General features: G+C 37.3%; 16 protein-coding genes. 7 read left to right on the forward strand and 9 right to left on the reverse strand.

What is annotated here, in order from left to right; all coding sequences use genetic code 11:
- Positions 1 to 324: 324 nt before the first annotated feature.
- The 3 genes from ACFIJ0_RS03635 to ACFIJ0_RS03645 form a co-directional block, all read right to left on the reverse strand.
- Positions 325 to 1,047, reverse strand: a complete 723-nt coding sequence (locus tag ACFIJ0_RS03635; RefSeq protein ID WP_375624656.1) for a glycerophosphodiester phosphodiesterase — start codon at positions 1,045 to 1,047, stop codon at positions 325 to 327.
- Positions 1,048 to 1,217: 170 nt separating this feature from the next.
- Positions 1,218 to 2,774 (reverse strand): glutamine-hydrolyzing GMP synthase, encoded by a 1,557-nt coding sequence (gene guaA, locus ACFIJ0_RS03640; RefSeq protein ID WP_375624910.1) that lies wholly within the window; start codon positions 2,772 to 2,774, stop codon positions 1,218 to 1,220.
- Positions 2,775 to 2,906: 132 nt separating this feature from the next.
- Complete coding sequence (locus ACFIJ0_RS03645) at positions 2,907 to 4,193, reverse strand: RsmB/NOP family class I SAM-dependent RNA methyltransferase (RefSeq protein ID WP_375624657.1); 1,287 nt, start codon at positions 4,191 to 4,193, stop codon at positions 2,907 to 2,909.
- Between the two features lie 515 nt (positions 4,194 to 4,708).
- Between ACFIJ0_RS03645 and ACFIJ0_RS03650 the strand changes: the two genes are divergently transcribed.
- On the forward strand, positions 4,709 to 4,855 hold the full coding sequence (locus ACFIJ0_RS03650) for a hypothetical protein (protein WP_273722522.1): 147 nt from the start codon (positions 4,709 to 4,711) through the stop codon (positions 4,853 to 4,855).
- 180 nt (positions 4,856 to 5,035) lie between these two features.
- On the opposite strand, the gene guaB is transcribed toward ACFIJ0_RS03650, so the two are convergent.
- The 3 genes from guaB to ACFIJ0_RS03665 form a co-directional block, all read right to left on the reverse strand.
- The gene (gene guaB / locus ACFIJ0_RS03655) at positions 5,036 to 6,535 is read right to left on the reverse strand and encodes an IMP dehydrogenase (RefSeq protein WP_375644104.1); all 1,500 of its coding nucleotides are present in this window, start codon (positions 6,533 to 6,535) and stop codon (positions 5,036 to 5,038) included.
- Between the two features lie 149 nt (positions 6,536 to 6,684).
- On the reverse strand, positions 6,685 to 8,256 hold the full coding sequence (locus tag ACFIJ0_RS03660; protein ID WP_375624911.1) for a phospholipase D family protein: 1,572 nt from the start codon (positions 8,254 to 8,256) through the stop codon (positions 6,685 to 6,687).
- Positions 8,257 to 8,659: 403 nt separating this feature from the next.
- A complete protein-coding gene (locus ACFIJ0_RS03665; RefSeq protein ID WP_375624659.1) occupies positions 8,660 to 10,045 on the reverse strand; it encodes a sigma-54-dependent transcriptional regulator in 1,386 nt (461 codons plus the stop codon).
- Between the two features lie 253 nt (positions 10,046 to 10,298).
- Between ACFIJ0_RS03665 and ACFIJ0_RS03670 the strand changes: the two genes are divergently transcribed.
- Complete coding sequence (locus ACFIJ0_RS03670; protein ID WP_375624660.1) at positions 10,299 to 10,658, forward strand: hypothetical protein; 360 nt, start codon at positions 10,299 to 10,301, stop codon at positions 10,656 to 10,658.
- Positions 10,659 to 10,934: 276 nt separating this feature from the next.
- On the opposite strand, the gene ACFIJ0_RS03675 is transcribed toward ACFIJ0_RS03670, so the two are convergent.
- Both ACFIJ0_RS03675 and ACFIJ0_RS03680 read right to left on the reverse strand, forming a co-directional pair.
- Entirely contained in the window at positions 10,935 to 11,927 is a 993-nt protein-coding gene (locus tag ACFIJ0_RS03675) for an SIS domain-containing protein (RefSeq protein WP_375624661.1), read from the reverse strand.
- 39 nt (positions 11,928 to 11,966) lie between these two features.
- Entirely contained in the window at positions 11,967 to 12,857 is an 891-nt protein-coding gene (locus tag ACFIJ0_RS03680) for a UTP--glucose-1-phosphate uridylyltransferase (protein WP_375624662.1), read from the reverse strand.
- 257 nt (positions 12,858 to 13,114) lie between these two features.
- Between ACFIJ0_RS03680 and ACFIJ0_RS03685 the strand changes: the two genes are divergently transcribed.
- Together ACFIJ0_RS03685 and ACFIJ0_RS03690 are read left to right on the forward strand one after the other, a co-directional pair.
- Positions 13,115 to 14,371, forward strand: coding sequence for a lytic murein transglycosylase (locus ACFIJ0_RS03685; RefSeq protein WP_375624663.1), 1,257 nt, complete (start codon positions 13,115 to 13,117; stop codon positions 14,369 to 14,371).
- 14 nt (positions 14,372 to 14,385) lie between these two features.
- Entirely contained in the window at positions 14,386 to 15,462 is a 1,077-nt protein-coding gene (locus ACFIJ0_RS03690) for an SGNH family hydrolase (RefSeq protein WP_375624664.1), read from the forward strand.
- Between the two features lie 161 nt (positions 15,463 to 15,623).
- Here the strand turns inward: ACFIJ0_RS03690 and ACFIJ0_RS03695 are convergent, their stop codons facing one another.
- Positions 15,624 to 17,648 carry a M3 family metallopeptidase gene (locus ACFIJ0_RS03695; protein WP_375624665.1) on the reverse strand — a complete coding sequence of 675 codons (2,025 nt, stop codon included), beginning with the start codon at positions 17,646 to 17,648 and terminating at the stop codon, positions 15,624 to 15,626.
- A gap of 384 nt (positions 17,649 to 18,032) precedes the next feature.
- Between ACFIJ0_RS03695 and mgtE the strand changes: the two genes are divergently transcribed.
- From mgtE to ppa, 3 genes are all read left to right on the forward strand, one after another.
- The gene (gene mgtE, locus ACFIJ0_RS03700) at positions 18,033 to 19,409 is read left to right on the forward strand and encodes a magnesium transporter (protein ID WP_375624666.1); all 1,377 of its coding nucleotides are present in this window, start codon (positions 18,033 to 18,035) and stop codon (positions 19,407 to 19,409) included.
- 1,267 nt (positions 19,410 to 20,676) lie between these two features.
- Positions 20,677 to 22,503, forward strand: a complete 1,827-nt coding sequence (gene typA, locus ACFIJ0_RS03705; protein ID WP_375624667.1) for a translational GTPase TypA — start codon at positions 20,677 to 20,679, stop codon at positions 22,501 to 22,503.
- 68 nt (positions 22,504 to 22,571) lie between these two features.
- Entirely contained in the window at positions 22,572 to 23,102 is a 531-nt protein-coding gene (ppa, locus tag ACFIJ0_RS03710) for an inorganic diphosphatase (protein ID WP_375624668.1), read from the forward strand.
- Positions 23,103 to 23,137 lie beyond the last annotated feature (35 nt).

A 23,137-nucleotide genomic window follows, 5' to 3' on the forward strand; every position in this document is an offset into this window, starting at 1 on the left:
AACAACACCACCGTATGAGACCCTAATGCTTCAACAAGTCCTGCATTTGAAATACGTTAAATGAATATTTTTATTCTTTTCTCAATAATTTTTTATCCACACACCAACCCTGCTTGTAATGTGCAAACGAATAATTTTGATTGATTCATTGCAAAAAGACTTGAAATAAGAGAATCTTACGTATTCAGGTCTCTTATTCACATGAATAAACTATTAATTATCATTATAAATCAATGTATTATTGTTATATATTTGATAATTTTTCTTTTTTCCATTACGCTAGCTTTATGAGGATATATAGCTCCTTTTGTGTTGATGTATTTTTTACCTTTGTGCACACAATTGCAATGCGAGATCAGGTTGATCTGTCGTAATATAATTTACAGGCATATCAAGCCAATGTGATAACCGAGCTTTTCCATTAATTGTCCATACCCCGACAGTAAAACTAGCCTCAAGAGCTGATTCAATAAAGTCCTGTGAAACAATAGAGCCATCTAAACTTAGATCAGAATAACCTAATTGCTTCCATTCAGAAAAATGACGGTACATATCACCTTCAAATTTATCAACACATGGACCAGATGGTATTCCTGCTTCAATAAAAGGATGCAGGATAAAAGGATCAAAACTAATTGCAGAAACCCGTTCTGATAAATTTCGACTTTTTATTAGCGCAAGCGCTTTTTTGGATAATATTGTTTCACGTTCCACTTCACCACATGTCTTGATTTCAAGATGCAATGCAACATTCGTTGGTGCTAAAAGATCAAGCACCTCTTCTAATAAGGGAGGTGCTTCTTGGCTTCCTTTTACGCAGAGTTGTTTGCGTGTTTCATTATCAATGTCGTGAATATACCCTTTTTTTCCAACCAATTGGTCCAGACGGAAGTCGTGAAAGACAACCACTTCACCACTTTTCAGCAAATGAACGTCGCATTCAACTTCATCAACACCTAACGCTATAGCATTATTAAATGCCGAAAGGGTATTTTCAGGATAAAGATGAGCTCCACCACGGTGTGCAACAATTTTTTTCTCAGACATGCAAAATTCCACACTTCTTAATTTTAAACGATATTGACGTACAGATTGCCAGATAAAGGCTTATATCATATGAAAATACACAATCATTTTTAAATGATTTTTTCTACACTTTTCGAATATCAAACCCTAAGTCATATTTTATTCTTAAAAAGACTTATTCTTCATTTTAATTATTCCCATTCAATAGTACTAGGAGGCTTTGAAGTTACATCATATACAACACGATTAATCCCTCTAACTTCGTTAATAATACGTGCTGCCGTCTTACTTAAAAACGCCATATCATAGGGATAAAAGTCAGCAGTCATTCCATCTACAGATGTGACGGCGCGAAGGGCACAAACAAATTCATAAGTGCGACCATCCCCCATCACGCCAACAGTTTGAACAGGAAGAAGAACAGCAAAAGCTTGCCAAATTTCGTCATAAAGACCGGCTTTACGGATTTCCTCAAGATAGATAGCATCTGCTTCACGTAAAATTTCTAATTTTTCACGGGTCACAATACCTGGACAACGAATTGCAAGACCGGGACCTGGAAAAGGATGGCGACCAATAAACTGCTCTGGTAATCCTAACTCTCGCCCTAGCAAGCGAACCTCATCCTTAAAGAGCTCACGCAACGGTTCTACAAGTTTCATATTCATCTGTTCTGGTAGCCCGCCCACATTATGATGGCTTTTAATGGTTACCGTCTCACCAATAGCAGACACACTCTCAATAACATCTGGATAAAGTGTTCCTTGTGCTAAAAACTCTGCACCTCCTATTTTTTTAGTTTCTTCTTCAAAAACTTCAATAAAAAGGCGACCGATTGTTTTGCGCTTTTTTTCTGGATCTATCTCACCTTCTAAAGCATTAAGAAATATATCGGCAGCATTAACGTGAATAAGCTCTATATTATAATGATCACGAAAGAGCCTGAGAACTTCTTCAGCTTCATTCTTGCGCATCAGCCCATGGTCTACCAAAATGCATGTCAGTTGATCTCCTATGGCTTCATGAAGGAGTACCGCTACAACAGATGAATCCACTCCCCCTGAAAGACCACAAATCACACGACTTTTCCCAACTTTTTGTCGTATCGTAGCAATTGCCTGCTCACGATAAGAAGCCATTGACCAACTACCTTTAATAGCAGATATTTTATGAATAAAATTTTGCAAAAGTTTTGTACCATCTGGTGTATGGATAACTTCAGGATGAAACTGTACCGCATAAAAATGTCTTTTCTCATTAGCAATAGCCGCATAGGGAGCTCCTTTTGAGGTTCCTATGACACGAAAACCTTCTGGTAAAGCTGCCACACGGTCACCATGGCTCATCCATACTTGATAACGAGAACCTTTTTCCCACACTCCATCAAAAAGGACACTCTCTTCTTGCACTTCCAAAAAAGCACGCCCAAATTCACGCTCATGTCCAGCCTCAACCTTTCCTCCAAGCTGAACACACATGACTTGTTCACCATAGCAAATACCCAGAATCGGAATACCCGCCTCAAAAATTTTCATTGGAGCACGCGGAGAGCCCTCATCAATAACGGAATAAGGACTCCCTGATAAAATAATAGCTTTAGGTTTTATGCGGCGCACAGCTTCTAAAGCCAATTGAAAAGGAGCAATTTCACAATATACCCCCATTGCTCGTACCCGTCGTGCAATAAGTTGTGTAACTTGTGAACCAAAGTCAATAATAAGAACAGTGTCTGGATGTGATATGCTCATAAAAAACCAATCAACAATTGTAAAAGAAAACTCATGGGAGTTATGATTCAATCTTTCTCTTTTCACAAGCCTGTTTTCTTAAGAAAAAGATTATTCTTGTAAAATTTATGATAAAAAATGCAAAAATATGGATCAATGTTTTTTTTGCAACACAGATAAAAAGAACCCATCTGTTTGTGTTGTGGCCGGCGACAACGTAAGTCCATAATTTGAAAAAACTGGTTGCACAGGAGAAAAACTAAAATGTTTCTGCCAAAGCGCTGGCATATCTATTGGAAAAAAATGAGAATGTTGTTGAAGAAAATGGGAAATTTGTTCCTCATTTTCATCTGTAAAAAGAGAACAGGTAATATAGACTAGGCGCCCATTTGGCTTAAGATAAGCTATTGCTTCATTCAAAATAGCCCTCTGTTCTGTTTGGCGTTGTTTCACCTGTTCTAATGTTAAACGCCATTTTGCATCTGGACGACGACGCCATGTTCCTGTCCCACTACATGGTGCATCTAGTAGAACTCTATCCATCTGACCTGTTAATGGTTTTAATTCTTCTCTTTGCACTCGTATTTGTACATTACGAACACCAGCGCGTCTAAGACGATCAAAAATAGGAGCTAGGCGCACTTTATCAAAATCATAAGCATAAATTTGCCCACGATTGTTCATATCGGAAGCTAAAGCTAATGTTTTACCCCCAGCACCTGCACAATAATCTAATACCTGCATACTTTCTTGCGCTTCCACAAGGTGAGCAACAATTTGAGATCCTAAATCCTGTATTTCAAAGTGTCCTTTTTGAAAAGATGGTTCCACTTGAACATTGGGATGACGGTTAAACTTTTCAATCGGTGCAATTCTTAAAGCTTGCCCAAACCATGGCAAAGATGTAAGTTTGATTTTTGCTAATTCTTTCAGCACCTTTTCTGGTGTTGCCTTTAGGTTATTTACCCGTAGGTCTAAAGAAGGACGCGTTGCTAACGCAGCCGCTTCAGTGATCCAATTATCACCAAATAGAGGACACAGATGCGCTTGACACCATTGCGGAATATCACCACGAATATAGTCTGGAGCATCCACTAATTGCTGATCTTGCCAAGATTTACGCTGTTTAGCCTCTAATAACTGCGGCGCAAACCGATCTTCTGCCAACTCACCATCAATTTGCTCTAGCGTCATTTTTCCAGAATCTAATAAGGCACCAAAAACGATATCTCGGATATCATCACTCTCCATACGCCATTGTAAAGAATAACGTCGTCTTAAAACATCATAAACGATTGTACCAATAGCTGCACGATCACCTGCTCCAGCAAAGCGATGAGAAAGACCCCAATCCTTTAAAGCTTCTCCTACTGGGCGATGCTTCATTTCTATCTCTTTGAGAACATCTATTGCTGCTTGCAAACGCCCACCTAATCGCATTCATTTCTCCCATTAAAATAAGAAAATTTTAAATCATCTAAAAAAATAATATTATCTCTTCTTGCCAGTGAAACCTTCTCAAAGCCATAAAAAATTTACATTCAGTATTAAAATGATCTGATCATACTTTTTTATAAGATTCAATTTAGAGTATCTAGATTTTTCCTTTCATCTTCTGCCCATTCGCTTTTTATCCTTCTACCTCTTATACTAAAAGATACATAGCCATCCATAAAGAACTTATTTCCGCCATGCATTACGAAAAAACCAAACTCTTTATTATTGAGTAAAATAAAATTTACGAGGATTATCTGAAGAACAGAAAAAATCAAATATCTCCCATCTTTTGATGGCTATCCTTCTGAAAAAAATAGAAAAAATCTTCTCATAAAATTAAACAAGCTCATCTTACGTTCACCAAAAAATTAACTTTTTAGAAAATGCTTGGAACCACTATTTGGCATGACCGTTTTTACTCTACTGGCAACTGCCAGACAATTTAAAAGGAGAAAATAATGACTTATAATAATGGAAAAACAACTTCATCTAAAAGCCGTCATAACACAATGCCCTCAAACAACGGAAAGAAATCCGTCCAGAGTGATCAGACAAACACTCGCCAACGTGCGTCAAAAACAGGACGGAAGACAACAAAAAGTTAATTCTAATTTTATATAACTTATTTTATATAGTCTTAACAGAAAGAATTAGAGTTTTGACCTCTAATTCTTTCCTTTTTGGGATTATTTACACCAAATCAAAAACAGAAAAAAGCGCGGTCTCTTTTTCTTGTTCTCGGAAGATTTTATATTTATGCGATATGACATTAGGCTCTGATATCTTTAAACTGGCCCACGATAGTTTGGACTCTCCCGTGTGATAGAAACATCATGCGTATGACTTTCATGGAGTCCCGCATTAGTAATACGTACAAACGTTGCTTTTTCACGAAACTCTACGAGATCTTTTGCTCCAACATACCCCATCGAAGCACGAAGTCCACCAGCAAGCTGATGTAGAACTGATGCTATAGAACCTTTATAAGCCACCTGCCCCTCCACACCTTCAGGAACCAACTTAAGTTCATCACGAACATCATCTTGAAAATAGCGATCTGCCGATCCTCGTGCCATAGCACCAACAGATCCCATACCACGATAAGCTTTAAAAGATCGCCCTTGATAAAGATAAACTTCACCAGGGCTTTCTTCTGTACCTGCTAAAAGAGATCCAATCATCGCTGCACAAGCCCCACCAGCTAAAGCTTTAGCAAAATCACCTGATGCTTTGATTCCACCATCTGCAATGATGGGAATACCGGCTTTTTCAGCAACTTCTGCAGCATTCATAATGGCTGCAAGTTGAGGAACACCGACACCAGCAACAATACGCGTTGTGCAAATAGAGCCAGGACCAATACCAACTTTTACCGCATCTGCACCACTGTCAATCAATGCCTGCGTTGCTTGAGCGGTTGCTACGTTCCCAGCAATAACAGCTGGAGAGGAAGCCATCTTTTTAATTCGTTCAACAGTTTCTAGCACATGTTGAGAATGTCCATGCGCTGTATCAATGACCAACACATCAACACCTGCATCGATGAGGCGTTCAGCACGCTCAATCCCACCATTCCCAACACTACTGGCCGCTGCAGCACGCAAGCGCCCTTGAGAATCTTTAGCAGCATTTGGATTTAATTTTGCTTTTTCAATATCCTTAACTGTTATCAGTCCGACACAACGATTTTGTTCATCTACAACTAATAATTTTTCAATACGATGATGATGTAAAAGATATTTTGCTTCATTAAGTTGGACATTTTCACGCACTGTGATCAAATTTTCATGCGTCATTAATTCATAAATTTTTTGTTTTGGATCCGATGCGAAACGGACATCTCTATTGGTCAAAATGCCAACAAGTCGTCCCACTGTCTCACCTTTAACGCTATTTTCAACAACCGGAATACCTGAAATACCATGAGAGCGCATCAAAGACTTCGCTTCTTCAAGTGTTGCTTCTGGTCCAATTGTGACTGGATTAACAACCATACCAGATTCAAACTTTTTTACTTGGCGGACTTCTTCTGCCTGCTCTGAAGGGGACATATTACGATGAATAACCCCAAGACCACCAGCTTGAGCCATAGCAATTGCCAAACGCGATTCTGTTACCGTATCCATTGCAGCAGAAAGCAATGGCAAATTGAGCTTAATATCCGCTGCAATGCGCGTACTGAGATCCACTTGGCTAGGCATAACAAGAGAATGACCGGGCTGTAAAAGTACATCATCAAAAGTCAGTGCCAATGCACCTGTCCCCGTTTCAACAATCTTTGCCATAGCAAAATTCCTTTTATAATAAAACACCGCAAGGAGCTTTAAAATACAACTGCGGTTCTCATACATGGTAGATTGGCAAAAAATTATGCCATGCTACAAACAAAATGAAAAGAAAAATAAATATTTTTTTAAGTGTGGTTTATAAAAATTTACAATTGTGATTCAATAGGTAACCAACTTATTATTTTTGCAAATGCGCGACGCCAAAATTTGCTTTCTGGCTCATGGTCAATGCTATATTTTTTTTCATTTTCAATAAAATCCCAATAAATACGATTATTATCACCAAGACGCAAATGATAGCTCATTTCCCCTGTGGTTTCTTCAGAAAACAACAAATCTAATCTTGCTGTAATGGGAGCACATTCAAAAAGAATGCCCATTTCTGTATTTAATGATGCTGATCTGGGATCAAAATTTAAAGATCCAATAAAAGCTGTTTTACGATCAATTAAAAAAGCTTTGGCATGTAAACTTGCCTTACTCGATCGAAACAATCGTAACCCATGGGTGTTACCCTCCGCTTTTAATTCATAAAGCTTAACACCACTTTTCAAAAGCTCCTTACGATACGGTACATACCCACCATGCACCAATGCTACATCAGTAGCTGCTAAAGAATTCGTCAGAATTTTGACATCAACACCCTTTGAAACCAAATTACTAAAATTCTGCGTACCAACCTTACCAGGAACAAAATAAGGTGACGTAATCTGAACCGTTTTTTGGGCATTTCCAATAACCTTTGAAAGTGCCTTCATAAGCCAATTGCTTGCTTGTTTACGCAATGCTTTTTCCGGGGGGTCAGAAAGAACAACAACTTTATCTGCCAAAAATAACCGCTTTCCTGTCTCCATAAAACAATCAAAACTAATATGCTTTTTGACATAATCTAAATAAACTTTTGCTACCTTGGAATCGCGAAATTCTCGTAATTTATCCTTCCAATAGCGAAAATCGCTTGCACTTTTAGGAATAACCAAAGTATGAATCGGCAAAACCACAGCACTATTCCAAAAGTCATCAAAAATAGCTTCTACCTTTTTAACAGAGGGTCCGATTAACATCAAATCTAAATCTCGAAAATGCGATTTCTCACCAGCATCAAAATAAGAATCTGCAAGATTACGCCCTCCTACAAAAGCGATTCTCCCATCAACAATAAAAGCTTTATTATGCATTCTACGTGTAACAGTAATCGCCCGTAATATAATCTCTAAACCACGGCGTAATCCACCTTTACGCGATCGCCCTGGATTAAACATTCTTACCTCAATATAAGGATGTTTATCTAGCGCAATATAAGCTGGATCACGTGCTTGAGCATTAATATCATCCAAAAGAAGCCGTACCCGAACACCCCGATCCGCTGCCTCAACTATTTCACTTAATAATAGACGCCCCGTTAAATCATCATCCCAAATATAATACATCAGATCAAGGCTACGCCCAGCCTCTGCAGCTCCTTTTGCACGAACACAAAACGCATCCAAATTGCTGATAATGAGGGAAAGAGCATCTTTATCAATCCCCAATCCATTTTCTTCCTCAGCTAATTGACTGACGATACGATCAAGCTTAGTTTCATCTTTCTGAAGAGGTAACGCATAAGAACATTGACCCCTAGCACTTTTCACAAAACGCCCATAGGTGTAGATTGCCAACATAGATGCAATAAAAAAAAAGAGGACAAAACCAACAACAATCTGTAAAAGAGTCAAAGAGGACAAACTTTCTATTTTAAGCTATACATCATCAGTAATGCAAACGATAATACTAATCACTTTATCTTAATCGTGTAGCAGATAAAATGCCACTTCTTGCTTAAGAGAGTATAAATTTAATATTGATGATACAAAAATTTTAGTGGTAGTATTTAAAAGTTTTTAAAAATGCCTCTCTGCTTTAATAAATGTAAACTTAACTAAAATTGTATAAATTGAAACAAACGATTAAAATAGTCACATAAAATTTATATTTGGTTTAAATCTACAAAATCATCCTCTATAGATAAATTTTACAATAAATGACTGTTTTCTTAAGCCTCCCCCCACGGACTTTATCAAAATCCACTCTATTTTTTTGAAACCCATGCTTGTCATGAAGAGAGATTTGTTATGAATTTTACTTTCGTTCTTGATTTCTTATTGCTCTCAATTCTTCCATTTTTCTATAAAGTGTAGAGCGACCAATATGGAGGCGGCGTGCAATCTCACTCATATGTCCTTTATAATGTTTAACCGCTTTCTCGATAATATCATGTTCCATATCTGCAAAAGTACGCACATGCCCATCAGTATTCAAAAATTTTATCGATTCTTGTTCATTATCTTCTTGCATATTACCCTCAATGATATTGGGAACATTCATTAATGAATTTCCCATCAATTGCGGAAAATCTCGAACAGTTAATAACGGTCCTTCACTGAGTAAAATCGCACGAAATAAAAAGTTTTCAAGCTCATTTCTATTGCCAGGCCAATCATACTGCATAAGCAAGGAAAGAGCCGATCCTGCTAAACCATGGACATGTGATCGCCCTGTTTCTGTGATAATGCGATCAATCAAACGTTGTGTGATCTCCGGAAAATCATCCCTTAATTCTCGTAAAGCAGGGACGCTAATAGACAAGTGAGAAAATTGTTCAAACAAACTATGCAAAAAAAAGTTCTCTTTAACCAAGTCCTTTAAACGCGATGTTGAAATAGCAATGATCCGGAAAGGAAAAAAATCTCCTTTTGTATCCCTTTCCCTTTCTTTAAGGTAATGAGCAAACCGTTTTTGCTGTATAGGCTCAAGTCGATCAATATCACAAAGGCAAAGTGTCCCTTTTTCAAGAGAAGAAACCAATGGTAGGAATTCTTTAAACCACTGCTGATTTTCTTCTTCTGGGTCAACGATGGCTGAACATTGAAAGCGAATAAAAACACCCTCCGAGAATAATCCCTCATGATGAATAATCCGAGCTAATGTCTCACGTCCTGTTCCAACTTCCCCCTCTATCAACAGATTCTGTAAAGAAGTTGCTGCTTGTCTTGATTGTTCTAACACTATCTGCATAGCTCTACTTTTTATGCAAAGATCAGAAAACCGTAAATGATTCTCTTTTTTTCGCCGAATATCTCGAACCTCATGCTCCAAGGCAGAAATAAGAGCAAGAATATCCAAAGTAACTCTTACGCGTAATAATGTTACTGGATGGATCCAATAATCAATAGCTCCAGCTGTTAAAGCTTTCTGGAGTAAATTCTGATTCTCTTGTTGTGCTATAACGACAATAGGAACAGAAACACCAGCAACTCTAATCATTTTAATCAAATCGCTCACATTCAAATCACTCATAACGACATCAAGGAGTGCAAGAACAATGTTTTTACGCCTATGTAAAAGATCAATCGTACGGAGACCATTTTCTGCTTCAATGACACGATAACCAAAACCTCGCAGCATAGCAGAAAGTTCTATACGTCTTCCATAATCTTCACTCGCAACAAGAATGGGACCAACCATAATGTCAATAATCTCCTTTGAGACTACTCAGCGGCTTAATATAAAAATTGTTGTAAACCATAAGAAATATTTCACCTCTTGTGTTTCACTTACGAACTTCATCAAGCTGTTAATTAAATACAACATTAAGGCATTTTTTTCCATTTTTTTGCTTTTTCATTGATTTTCATAAAATTTTTCATATTGACTCATGGAGTGATTTAATAATGTTATAGAAACTAGAGAGCAAAATAATCTAAATAGAGTACAATAAATGAAACATACCTATCATATTTTATGTCTTACAATCACCGCCTTGCTGTTAAGTGGCTGTAGCTTTTCGCAATATTATAACTCAAATATGCCAACTGGAATTGATGGAAAATGGGTTGATGAGAATGGTATTATTTCTTCTTTCCACAATGGTGTTTTTGAAACACGTGCAGCAGATACAGAAGAAAAACTATCAGAAGGGGCATATAATTATCTCAATGCCCAAAATATAGAAATTGAAATACGCTCTATTCTCCGTGGAACAATTTCTAGAGTCAATTGTACAGTGTCATATGACGCCACACAACTCCTCTGCACCTCACATACAGGAACACAGTTTTTCCTTAAGCGAAAATCTTAAACAAAGTACAAGGGAAGCCTCTCTTAAAAACAGAGGGAGCACATACATTAAGCAGGAGGCGACCCTTTCTCCTCCTGATAGAAAATTCTCTCTAAAGTAGGCAAAGCAAATGATATAATCTTTACCCTGAGAATTTTCTAAACATTATGAAATGCGTAAAATAATCATTTTTTTCCACAAAGCATCAGTAAAGCTGCGTCACAATAAAATTGTGACTTTGTACCATTCAATCTATTTTAACCTAAAATAACATTTTATTTGATAGGGAACTTTAATCTAAGCAGCGCCAATGCGCAAAAGATCATGAAAATGAACAATTCCTATCGGTTTTTTATCTTCAACCACGAAAAATGCACCAATATGATGATCATTAATAAAAGCTGTTGCTGCACCAACAAGTGTATTTGGCTTTACAACTTTAGGAGCTTTGGTCATCACCTCGTCAACATTAAATTTTGATAAATTAAAATGAATGTTACGTGCAAGATCGCCATCGGTTACAATTCCGATTAATTCACCTTCTTGATTCACAACACCAACACAACCAAAATGTTTTTCCACCAAAACATTCATCGCTTCAGTCATAGATGTTCCCTGCATAACCAAAGGAATATTATCACCCTCATGCATAATATCACACACGTATTTAAGGCTTGCACCAAGAGAACCACCAGGATGATATATTTTGAAATCCGTTGCGGTAAAACCACGCATTTCTAAAAGAGAAACCGCTAAAGCATCTCCCATTGCCAATTGCATCATTGTTGAAGTTGTAGGGGCTAAACCATGGGGGCAAGCCTCTTCCATCTTTGGTAATAATAAAACAATATCAGCTTGTCGTCCTAATACAGAGTACTCATTTGATGTCATCGCAATAAGGGGGATACGAAATCGCGCCGCATAACGCATAATACTACTTAACTCTTGAGTTTCACCAGACCATGATAAAGCAAGAATAACATCATCAGATCCAATCATACCAAGATCACCATGATTGGCTTCTGCAGCGTGAACAAAAAAGGCAGGCGTTCCAGTTGAGGCTAAGGTTGCTGCAATTTTTGTCCCTATATGACCACTTTTTCCAAGACCAGTAATGACCACATGTCCACGAGCATTTCTAATAGTCTGAACAGCCGCTTCAAAAGAAGAAGAAAGAGTTCCCAGAAGAGCTTTTTCAAGGGCTTCAAGCCCCTGCTTTTCACTGGCAAGTGTTTTAAGCGCTGATGCAACAGCACCTTGCAAAGCCATATGAGGAGACGGTATTATCATAATTAAATTCGATCAATAAAATTAAATGAAAGATCTATATCATTTTTCAACATTAATGGTTTCCAGTAAATTTTTCAATGAGGCAGAAACGTGGCTGTGCATATCAGCGCGTGCCAAAGAAAATGCAACGTTGGCTTCAATGAAACCAGCTTTAGAACCGCAATCAAAAGTGCGCCCTTCTACTTGCAAACCCCAAAAATCTTGTTCATTTGAAAGCCGTATCATAGCATCTGTTAATTGAATTTCATTTCCTATTCCTCGTTCTTGAGTGGAAAGAATATTAAAAATTTCTGGCTGCAAAATATAACGTCCATTGATGTAAAAATTTGATGGTGCCGTTCCTAGCATTGGTTTCTCTACCATTTTTGTGATTTTAAAACCATTTGCAATCTGTTTACCTTTGCCAACTATACCGTATTTATGTGCTTCCTCAAGATCGCATTCCTGAACTGCAATAATATTTCCCCCACCCACCTTTTCATAAAGACTAATCATCTCAGAAAGACATCCCTTTTTGGCTTGAATCAGCATATCGGGTAATAACAAAGCAAAAGGTTCCCCTGCAACTAATTCACGCGCACACCAAAGAGCATGCCCTAATCCCAAAGGTTGCTGTTGCCGAGTGAAAGAAGTTGACCCTGGTAATGGTTGTAAACGGTATAAATGTGCAAGATCTTCTTTCTTTCCACATTCAGCAAGTGTCGTGTATAATTCAACTTGCGCATCAAAATAATCCTCAATGACTGCTTTATTACGTCCAGTCACAAAAATAAAATGCTCAATACCAGCCTCCTTCGCCTCATCCACCACATATTGAATAACAGGTTTATCAACAACTGTTAGCATTTCTTTAGGAATCGTTTTTGTCGCAGGAAGAAAACGCGTACCAAGACCTGCTACTGGAAATACTGCTTTCCGGATTTTACGCACACTCACCCTCCTCAATGAATTCATATAACTGTTTTGTTTTATTTATCATATGTTTTTACGAAATGGTAAAAAAGATATCTTATTGTTTTGATTATCATTATAATGAGCAATCAAAAATATAAAAGAGAGTATGAGAATTCACTGAAAGGATTAAAACGAATTATTTATTTCAGCTTCCTCCTCTTCTTGATCATATTATCAATTAAACTAAATACAAAATAAAGCTATTGCACATCTAATAAAATGGGGATTTCAAAATGCAAAAAACAGAATTGAAGACTTTCTCTTTTTTAGAGAAGTCAATAACTTGGAGAACTCTTTTCACTGGCTCTGCCGTTATTTTTTCTGCTTTTTTAATGTTTTTTGTATCCCTTTCATATGCTGATAGCGGATTTAAACACTGGATTAAAGAATTTAAAAAAATAGCTATTGCTCACAATATTACCCCTTCTACGTTTAATATGGCGTTTAAAGGTGTTAATACCATTGATCGAGAAGTTCTAAAAAGCGCCGCATACCAACCGGAATTTGTTACTCCTTCATGGAACTATTTCGATAATCGTGTCCATGATATTGCAATTGTGGAAGGAAGGCGCCAAACTCAAAAATGGAAAAAATGGCTTCTTCAAATTGAAAAACGTTTTGGTGTTGACCGCAATATTCTTCTTGCTATTTGGTCAATGGAAAGCAACTATGGGAAAATTTTAGCCAATAAAAGTGTAATGCGTGATACCATTCGCTCTCTTGCAACTTTAGCCTATGCTGATAAAAAACGTGCAAAATATGCATATACACAGCTAATTGCTGCTATGAAAATTCTACAAAGTGGCGAAATTAAACGCTCTCAACTTACTGGATCTTGGGCCGGTGCATTGGGGCATACACAATTTATTCCAAGCAGTTATCTCGCCTATGCAGTTGATATAGACAAAGATGGACGGCGTGATATTTGGAACTCTGTTCCAGATGCTCTGGCTACTGCCGCTAACCTGCTCCACAAAAATGGCTGGAAACCTAATCTTATTTGGGGAGTAGAGGTAAAAGTGCCGCAGGGAAAAAACCTTCCTGAAGGTTGGTATTCCTTTAAAAAATGGAAAAAATTAGGTGTAAAACACGCAAACGGGCATCCTCTTCCTAGATTAGCTGAACAAGCAATATTAAAATATCCAGATGGAGCAAAAGGACCTGTATTTTTAGTCACAAAAAATTTCTTTGTTCTGAAACATTATAATAATGCAGATCGTTATGCGTTTGCTGTTGCCCTTCTTGCTGATCGCATCGCTGGACATCCTGGATTGGTGCATGATTGGCAAAGACCTTTTCAACCTCTTACTTTTCAAGAATGTAAAGAACTGCAATCTCGCTTAAGTGCACTGGGCTATTATAAAGGGAATGTTGATGGAAAAATCGGAACAGCTTCTCGCAAAGCAATTAAAGCTTTTCAACTGCGTCACGGTCTAAAAGCAAATGGATATCCATCATCTCAACTGCTTTTTCTCCTTCGCAAACAATAATGGAGACTAAGGTTTTGTCTTCTTTTCGCCTGATATACTTAACATTATTGCTATTTTCACTTTCTATTGTGGGGATCACACAGCCATCCCCAAGTCAAGCAACAAACTTCTTCAAATGGTTATCACAGCATAACAAACAGATACAACAACCACCGCAAATTATAGAACAAAAAATAGATAAGCCGCAAAAAAAGATTGTAACACAAAAAAACATACAAAAGCGAAAAAATGAGAATGCAAAACGCATTCTTGTCATAGGGGATTTTACAGCTTTTGCTGTTGCCGATGCCCTTAAGAGATTTTTTATAAATAATAGCGATATCGTTATCATGAACAACACAATGCCAGCTTCCGGCTTAGTTCGAACGGATTATTATTCTTGGAAAAGCAATATTGCTAAACTCATTGATCAAAATAATCCCGATGTTATTATCATGATGATCGGTGCAAATGATAATCAACCAATCACAGACTCTTATAGCACAATTAACACAGATCAATCAGAATGGATGCACATCTACAAACAAAGAATTATCGAAATTGCTGAAAGTCTTCATGCCTCTGGAAAATCATGGATATGGATAAGTCAACCTGCCTTTAGAAATGACCTTTTGACACAAAAAATGAAAGTTTTTAATGCACTCTATAAAAAAGAAACAGAAACAGCAGAAGGATATTTTCTCGATATCTGGAGCGGCTTTAGTGATGAAGAAGGAAATTTTTCTTTTTCAGGCTATGATATTAATGGAAAAATAACCAAATTACGCACCAATAATGGCATGCATTTCACCCCTGAAGGAAAGAGAAAACTTGCCTCTTATTTAGAAAAACCATTGAAAAGTATTTTAAATTTTTATTCCTTTTCTCATGAAAATCCTTACTCAACCGATCAAGCTATTCAAAAACTTATACAAGAATCAGAGAATCAAGAGCGGAGTAATATTATGCGTCAGCCTCCAATGAGCCTCGATGATATGGCACAACAAAACACTTACCTTTTAGGAAAAAGAAAGTTAATTTTTATAAAAAAATCATGGTTTCCACCAAATGGGTATCAAAAAGATCGAGCTGATAATTTTTCTTTCCCATAATGTCTATTAAAAATACAAAATCTAATTTCCTCCATAAACAAAAAGTGAATAAGATAAAAAACTCTGTTTACAGAGCTATAATGAAGAAAAAATTTCATAAATCGCAACTGCATCTTTCGAATAATATGAAAACGGCATGGTGTTAACCATACCGTTATATCTTATAGTCCACGTTTGTTAATCATTGCCTCTGGTAAAGGCATCCGTCCCCGAAAAGCTTTATAAAGCTCCTCTGGATCACGACTTCCCCCAGCAGAGTAAATAAAACGTTTCAACTTATCAGCAAGCTTTGAATTAAAAACATCTCCCGTTTCTTCAAAAGCCTGAAAAGCATCAGCATCAAGGACTTCCGACCACATATAAGAATAGTAACTAGCGGCGTAACCATCACCTGAAAATATATGCGTAAAATGTGGAGGACGATGGCGCATAATAATTGTATCAGGCATTTGCAGCTTTTCTAATTCTTGGCTTTCAAACACTGTTGGATCAGTTACCTTTTGTCCTTTATGAAAAGCCATATCTACGAGAGCTGATGAAGTAAATTCAACTGCAGCAAAGCCAGCATTAAATGTCTGTGCTGACAAAACCTTATCCATTAATGCTTGCGGCATAGGATGTCCTGTTTTTACATGCGTAGCATAAGTCTGTAAAATCTCTGGGACAGTTAACCAATGTTCGTAAAGTTGAGAAGGCAGCTCAACAAAATCACGCGAAACCGATGTTCCTGACACAGATGTCCATGTGACATCAGAAAGCAAACCATGTAATGCATGCCCAAATTCGTGGAAAAGCGTACGCGCATCATCAAGTGATAAAAGAGCAACCTCCCCTTTGGGTGGTTTAGCAAAATTACAAACATTGTAGATAATAGGCTTTTGTCCGCCATCCAATTTATGTTGTGATTGCAAACTACTCATCCACGCACCGGAGCGTTTTGAAGAACGCGCAAAATAATCACCAATAAAATGCCCAAGTAAACTTCCATCAGACTTTTTTACTTCCCACAAACGTGCATCAGGATGCCAAAGTGTAACAGCATTTTTTTCTTCAAATGTAATGCCAAAGAGTTTTTCTGCTACCCCAAAAGCCGCTTTAATCATACGATCAAGCTGAAAATAATATTTAATCTCAGCGCTATCGAAAAAAAGTTTTTCAGTGCGAAATTTTTCAGCATAATAACGCCAATCCCAAGCAGCTAAAGATTCATTGTTGCCCTGATTATTGGCAAAATTTTGTAATTCAATTTGCTCAGTAGAAGCTTTCGCTCTTGCGCGCTCCCATACAGACATAAGCAAATCCATAACGGAATCAACACTTTTAGCCATGGTGTTATCGAGTTTCAAATCTGCGAAAGATTTATATCCCAATAATTTAGCCTGCTCATCTCGAAGCGCAACAATCTCTACAATAATTGATTTATTATCATTCTTGTTATTATTTTCACCACGTTTAGCCCAAGCTTGGAATGAAACCTCACGTAAATCACGACGATTAGAGAATTTTAAAAAAGGTTCAACAATCGAACGTGCTAGTGTTAATGCATACGCTTCTTCATTACCTCTTTCACACGCAATTTCCTTCATTGAAGCAATGAGATCTTGCGGTAAACCAGACAAGTCTGTTTGTTTTAAAAACAGAATCCATTCAGCTTCATCATTTAAGACATTTTGTCCAAAAGTAGCATTTAAAAAAGCAAGTCTTTCATTAATTTCCAAAAGCCGTTTCTTAGCTTTTTCATCGAGTTTTGCCCCATGACAAACAAACTTTTTCCACCATAATTCAAGAACACGTGTTGTTTCACTCTCAAACATGCCCAGCTGCGACTGTTTATAAAGCACATCTATTTTCGCAAATATCCGCGCATCCATCATCATTTTTGAAGAATAACGAGAAAGTTTTACAACGAACTCTTGCTCTAGCTGTTGAATTAATACATTCGTATGAGCACTGGTGCGCAAGAAAAATATTGAACAAACACGATCAAGCGCTTTGCCACAAAGCTCAAAAGGCTGCAAAAAATTCTCAAGCGTTGGTGGTTCTTGCACCATCGCAATCGCCTCTAGTTCTTCTTCGGCTTCTTGAAGTGCCTGTTCAAAAGCGGGTTTAAAATCTTCATCACTTATAGAAGAAAAATCAGGAAGACCTGAAAATCCCTTCCAGTCCAGCACTGCTGCTTTTGTCATAATACTTTATGTCTCCATTATAAATTTAAGCTGTAACAATTATCTTTACGACACAAATTGATAATATACTAAAAATATTTCCTGAGTTTCAAAACGCTATTGAATAAAAAACTTGGAAATCGTAAAACTACATTAAAGAAATGATGGTAAAAATCAGAACTGATTTTTATATTTACGCCTTTATATTATCCTCAAATTAAGCTGTATTCTCGTTTTAGTGATTCAGAAAATTGTTTATAAGTTATAATTTACCCTTGACTTTACTTCAAATATTAACAATTGGGAATATAGTTGGGGAGTTTTTTAATCTTCCATAAACTTTTGTTTTTATCTCATTTATTATCTAGATTTACAATTCTCCAATTCTTCAGGAGGTACTTTATCATGACTGAAATCAAAACGACCTTCGACTTCAAAAATTTTTCTCCTGAAGCTCTCGCTGAAAAGTTAAAGAACCAGCATTTTGCAGACTCTATTGATATCATCAATGACCTCGATATCATGGAACGTGTAACTATTCTTAGTCTTCTGCCTCTTGATTATGTTATCGAACTTTTTGATAAACCAGAGCTTGAGCAACCTGCTGCCATCCTAGAACTTCTCCCTATAAATCGTGCTGTTGAAATTCTTGATGGCATGTCTGCTGATGCTGCTGCAGACGTCTTTCAAGAAATGGATAAAGAAACCCGCACACGACTTTATGCCTTGCTTAAACCCTTAACGCGTGCTGAACTTAAAAAACTCACCAGTTATCCTGATCATACAGCAGGGGCACTGATGACAACAGAGTTTATAGCCGTTCCTTCAAACTGGACCATACAAAAAACTTTGGATCACATTCGTGAGGTCGAGCGGACACGTGAAACAGTTTATACCAGCTATGTAATTGACCCTAAAACAGGTATTCTTCTCAAAGCTGTTTCACTGCGTAACCTTATTCTTGCTTCACCTGATGAACAAATTCTTAATGTCCCTACCCATGACTCGCCCATTACAATATCGCCCTTCACACATCATGAAGATATCGCACGCCTTTTCCAGCGCCATGATCTTCTCTCTGTGCCTGTAGTTGATGAAAGTAACCATGTCATTGGCATTGTAACCGTCGATGACGTGCTTGATACTATGGTTGATGAGATGAATGAAGATGCCTATAAATTTGGAGGTATGGAAGCGCTTAATAAGCCCTATATGCAAATTAAATTTCCTGAAATGATGAAAAAACGTGGCGGATGGCTCGCTTTACTCTTTATCGGTGAAATGCTGACAGCAAGCGCTATGCAACATTTCGAAACAGAACTCGAAAAAGCGATTATTCTTACACTGTTCATACCTCTCATTATGAGCTCAGGAGGAAATTCCGGCTCACAGGCTACATCCCTTATTATCCGTGCATTGGCTTTACGTGAACTCACCTTGAAAGACTGGTGGAAAGTGTTCATTCGTGAAATTCCAACAGGACTATCCCTTGGTCTCTTACTGGGAATTATTGGCATTACGCGCATTGCTCTTTGGCAACAATTCGGTATCTACGACTATGGGCAACATTGGATTGCTGTTTCGACAACAGTGGGTACAGCTTTAGTCGGAATCGTTACCTTTGGTTCTCTTTCTGGATCTATGCTGCCTTTTATTCTTAAAGGTTTAAAATTTGATCCAGCAAGTGCTTCTGCTCCTTTCGTGGCAACTTTAGTAGATGTCATGGGCATTATAATCTATTTTTCTGTAGCTTCCCTCATTTTGTCAGGAACTCTTCTTTAAACATGTAAAGCAAAAACTCTTTCTTCTGAAAAGATCTTATCATGTAACCTAAGATCTTTTCAGAAGAGAATAAGCTCTATTAATTTATTTTCTAGCGCACCGCTCCATAGATAATTTATTATTTTTTATTGAATAACAGCTCTGAATCTCGTAAATTTATCTCATCATAAAGCGTCTCATATTAAATCAATTAAAGTCATCTTCTTGCCTATCACAAACGAGATTGGTGTATGGCTAAAAACTATTCAAGAAAAAATTTAAATATTTCTTATACTCTCTCTCGTATCAAAAACTGTCGCAATATTGACAGCTGAGAAATAATAATAATGATGATGCTCCATAGGTTTTATATTTCTTCACAAAGGCGTTGATAGTATACTATTCGCGTATATTACACCATTTATGAGCCCTATTATGGAATGAATGTAGTGTCCGTTAAGAAATCTCTCTTAATTACATGAATATGCAACAACAAGTGTATTCTGTTTAAAGCGTTCTGTTTGGCATGAAAAGCATACTCCTATTAGAGAATGCGATAAACAAAAGTGTGAGGCAATGCATTATCTCCATGGTTTAAAAGATATTGCTTAGATGCTTTTGAAATCATAAAATTGGCTTAACGGCAAAGATGGGAATTTTCTTTTTATGCCTTCATATTTTTTCTAAATAAGACTGTATTCCGGTTTCATAAATAAATCACACAGATATAACTCTTGCCCCAATCTGGCATACAAAAGCTAGAACTTCTTATAAAATGCTTAATCGTCTCAATATTTACCTCAAATACACGGTTGCATTAGATCTGGATTTTGATGGACAAGTTATAGAATAAGCAAAAGCTTTATTCGAATAAAAATGTCGTACAGCTGTCAATAAATTGGCTATGGATTAAGAGATATTCTGGATTTTTATCAATCTCTTGCAAAACAACAACAATAATACAGCTAGCTTTATACTTACTTATTCTTACAAGCGTTCATATAAATTCCTTGCGCCATATTGATAAAAATCAAATTGACGGTGATTTTTATGGACAATTATTAGCTCGAGAATAGAACATACATACTATAAAAAATCCTTTTACGAAGCTCCAGCAATTGAAGCTTAATAGAGCCTTAAAGACTTAGATGAATAGTTTTGCCATAAAAATATTACCTCCATCTTCCAAAATTATAAAAAAACATGTAAAAGGTTTTATAATAGTCAGGCAAAGAATGTAAAGACTTTGCCTCAAATGGAATTTCATTAAACGAAAAGAAGAAAATTTATGCAATTGCGTAACATTGCCATCATTGCCCACGTTGACCATGGGAAAACAACGCTTGTAGACGGACTTCTCAAGCAATCAGGAAACTTCCGTGATAATCAGCGTACAAGCGAACGTATGATGGATTCAAACGATATTGAAAAAGAACGTGGAATTACAATCCTAGCGAAAGTAACATCTGTTGTTTGGAAGGATAATCGAATTAATATTGTTGATACACCAGGACACGCCGACTTTGGTGGAGAAGTTGAACGCATTCTAAATATGGTTGATGGAGTCATTGTACTTGTTGATGCTGCCGAAGGACCAATGCCACAAACAAAATTTGTCGTTGGCAAAGCATTGAAAGTGGGATTGCGCCCTATTGTTGCGATTAATAAAATTGACCGACCTGATGCACGCGTTGATGAAGTCATTAATGAGGTTTTTGACCTTTTCGCTGCTCTTGATGCAACCGATGAACAGCTTGATTTTCCTATTCTTTATGGATCTGGACGCGATGGATGGATGGCTGAAGCCCCTGAGGGTCCAAAAGATCAGGGATTAGGTCCTTTATTTGATCTTGTGACGCAGCATGTCCCTTCTCCTAGTGTAGCAGAAGGACCGTTTCGTATGATTGGAACTATTCTTGAAGCGGATCCGTTTTTGGGACGAATTATTACAGGGCGGATTCATTCTGGCTCTCTAAAACCCAATCAAAATGTCAAGGTTCTTGGCCAAGATGGAAAACTTTTAGAAACTGGGCGTATTTCAAAGATTTTAGCATTTCGTGGCTTAGAACGGCAACCTATTGAAGAAGGAAGTGCTGGTGATATTGTTGCGATTGCAGGTCTACAAAAAGGTACCGTTGCTGATACTTTCTGTGATCCTACTGTTAATGAATCCCTTACTGCCCAACCAATTGATCCCCCTACTGTTACTATGAGTTTTCTCGTCAACGATAGTCCCCTTGCTGGAACTGAAGGCGATAAAGTAACAAGTCGTGTCATTCGTGACCGATTGTTAAAAGAAGCAGAAGGTAATGTCGCTCTTAAAATTGAAGAATCAGCCGATAAAGATTCTTTCTACGTTTCAGGACGAGGAGAATTACAACTTGCCGTTCTCATTGAAAATATGCGTCGAGAAGGATTTGAGCTTAGTGTTTCACGTCCACGTGTTGTTATGCAAAAAGATGAAAATGGAATAACTCTTGAGCCAATCGAAGAAGTTGTTATCGATGTTGATGAAGAGTATTCCGGTACTGTTGTACAGAAAATGTCTGAACGTAAGGGCGAAATGGTGGAATTACGTCCTTCGGGGGGTAATCGGGTCCGACTTGTTTTTTATGCACCAACTAGAGGACTCATTGGTTATCAATCTGAACTTTTAACGGACACACGTGGTACAGCAATTATGAATCGCCTTTTCCATGCTTATGAACCTTATAAAGGAGACATTGCTGGTCGTGTTAATGGTGTTATGATTTCAAATGACAACGGTGAAGCTGTCGCTTATGCTCTTTTTAATCTTGAAGATCGTGGACCTATGATCATCGATGCGGGTGTGAAAGTCTATCAAGGTATGATTATTGGTATCCACTCACGTGATAATGACTTAGAAGTTAATGTGTTAAAAGGAAAAAAACTCACCAATATGCGCGCTTCCGGAAAAGATGAAGCTGTAAAGCTAACGCCTCCCATTAAAATGACATTAGAACGTGCCTTATCGTGGATACAAGATGATGAACTTGTGGAGGTAACCCCTAAAAATATTCGTCTCCGCAAACTCTATCTTGATCCTAATGAACGTAAACGTTTTGAAAAAACACGTGCATCAATTTTAAGCTAATTTCATAATCTCTTTGGTAAAAGATTTAATTGTATTGAGCCTCACTATATCCCAGAAAGGATGTCTCTATGAATATTAAGGAAATACCCGTAGGCAAAAATCCACCAGAAGATATTAACGTTATCGTAGAAGTCTCCCTTGGTGGTCAACCAACAAAATATGAGATGGATAAAAAGTCGGGCGCATTATTTGTTGACCGTTTTCTTCATACATCAATGGTTTATCCTGGGAATTACGGTTTTGTCCCTCATACGCTTTCAGATGATGGTGATCCTATTGATGTCCTTATCTGTAATACCCGTCCACTTATGCCTGGTTGTGTTATCAATGTTCGCCCCATCGGAGCTCTGATGATGGAAGATGATGGCGGTAAAGATGAAAAAATTATTGCCATTCCCACTCCAAAATTAACAAAACGCTATATCAATATTCATAACTATACAGATCTGCCCGAGATTACACTCAAACAAATTGAACATTTCTTCAAGCATTACAAAGATCTGGAACCTGGAAAATGGGCTAAAATTGAAGGATGGCGTGATAAAAACTTTGCTCATGAATTAATTAAGCAAGCTGTTGAGCGCAATAACGAAATATAACGATTTTAATAAAATAAAGCCTGTTTTTTTAATAG

Source organism: Bartonella sp. OC68QHHN (genome assembly GCF_042193875.1).
Taxonomy (GTDB): Bacteria; Pseudomonadota; Alphaproteobacteria; order Rhizobiales; family Rhizobiaceae; genus Bartonella; species Bartonella grahamii_A.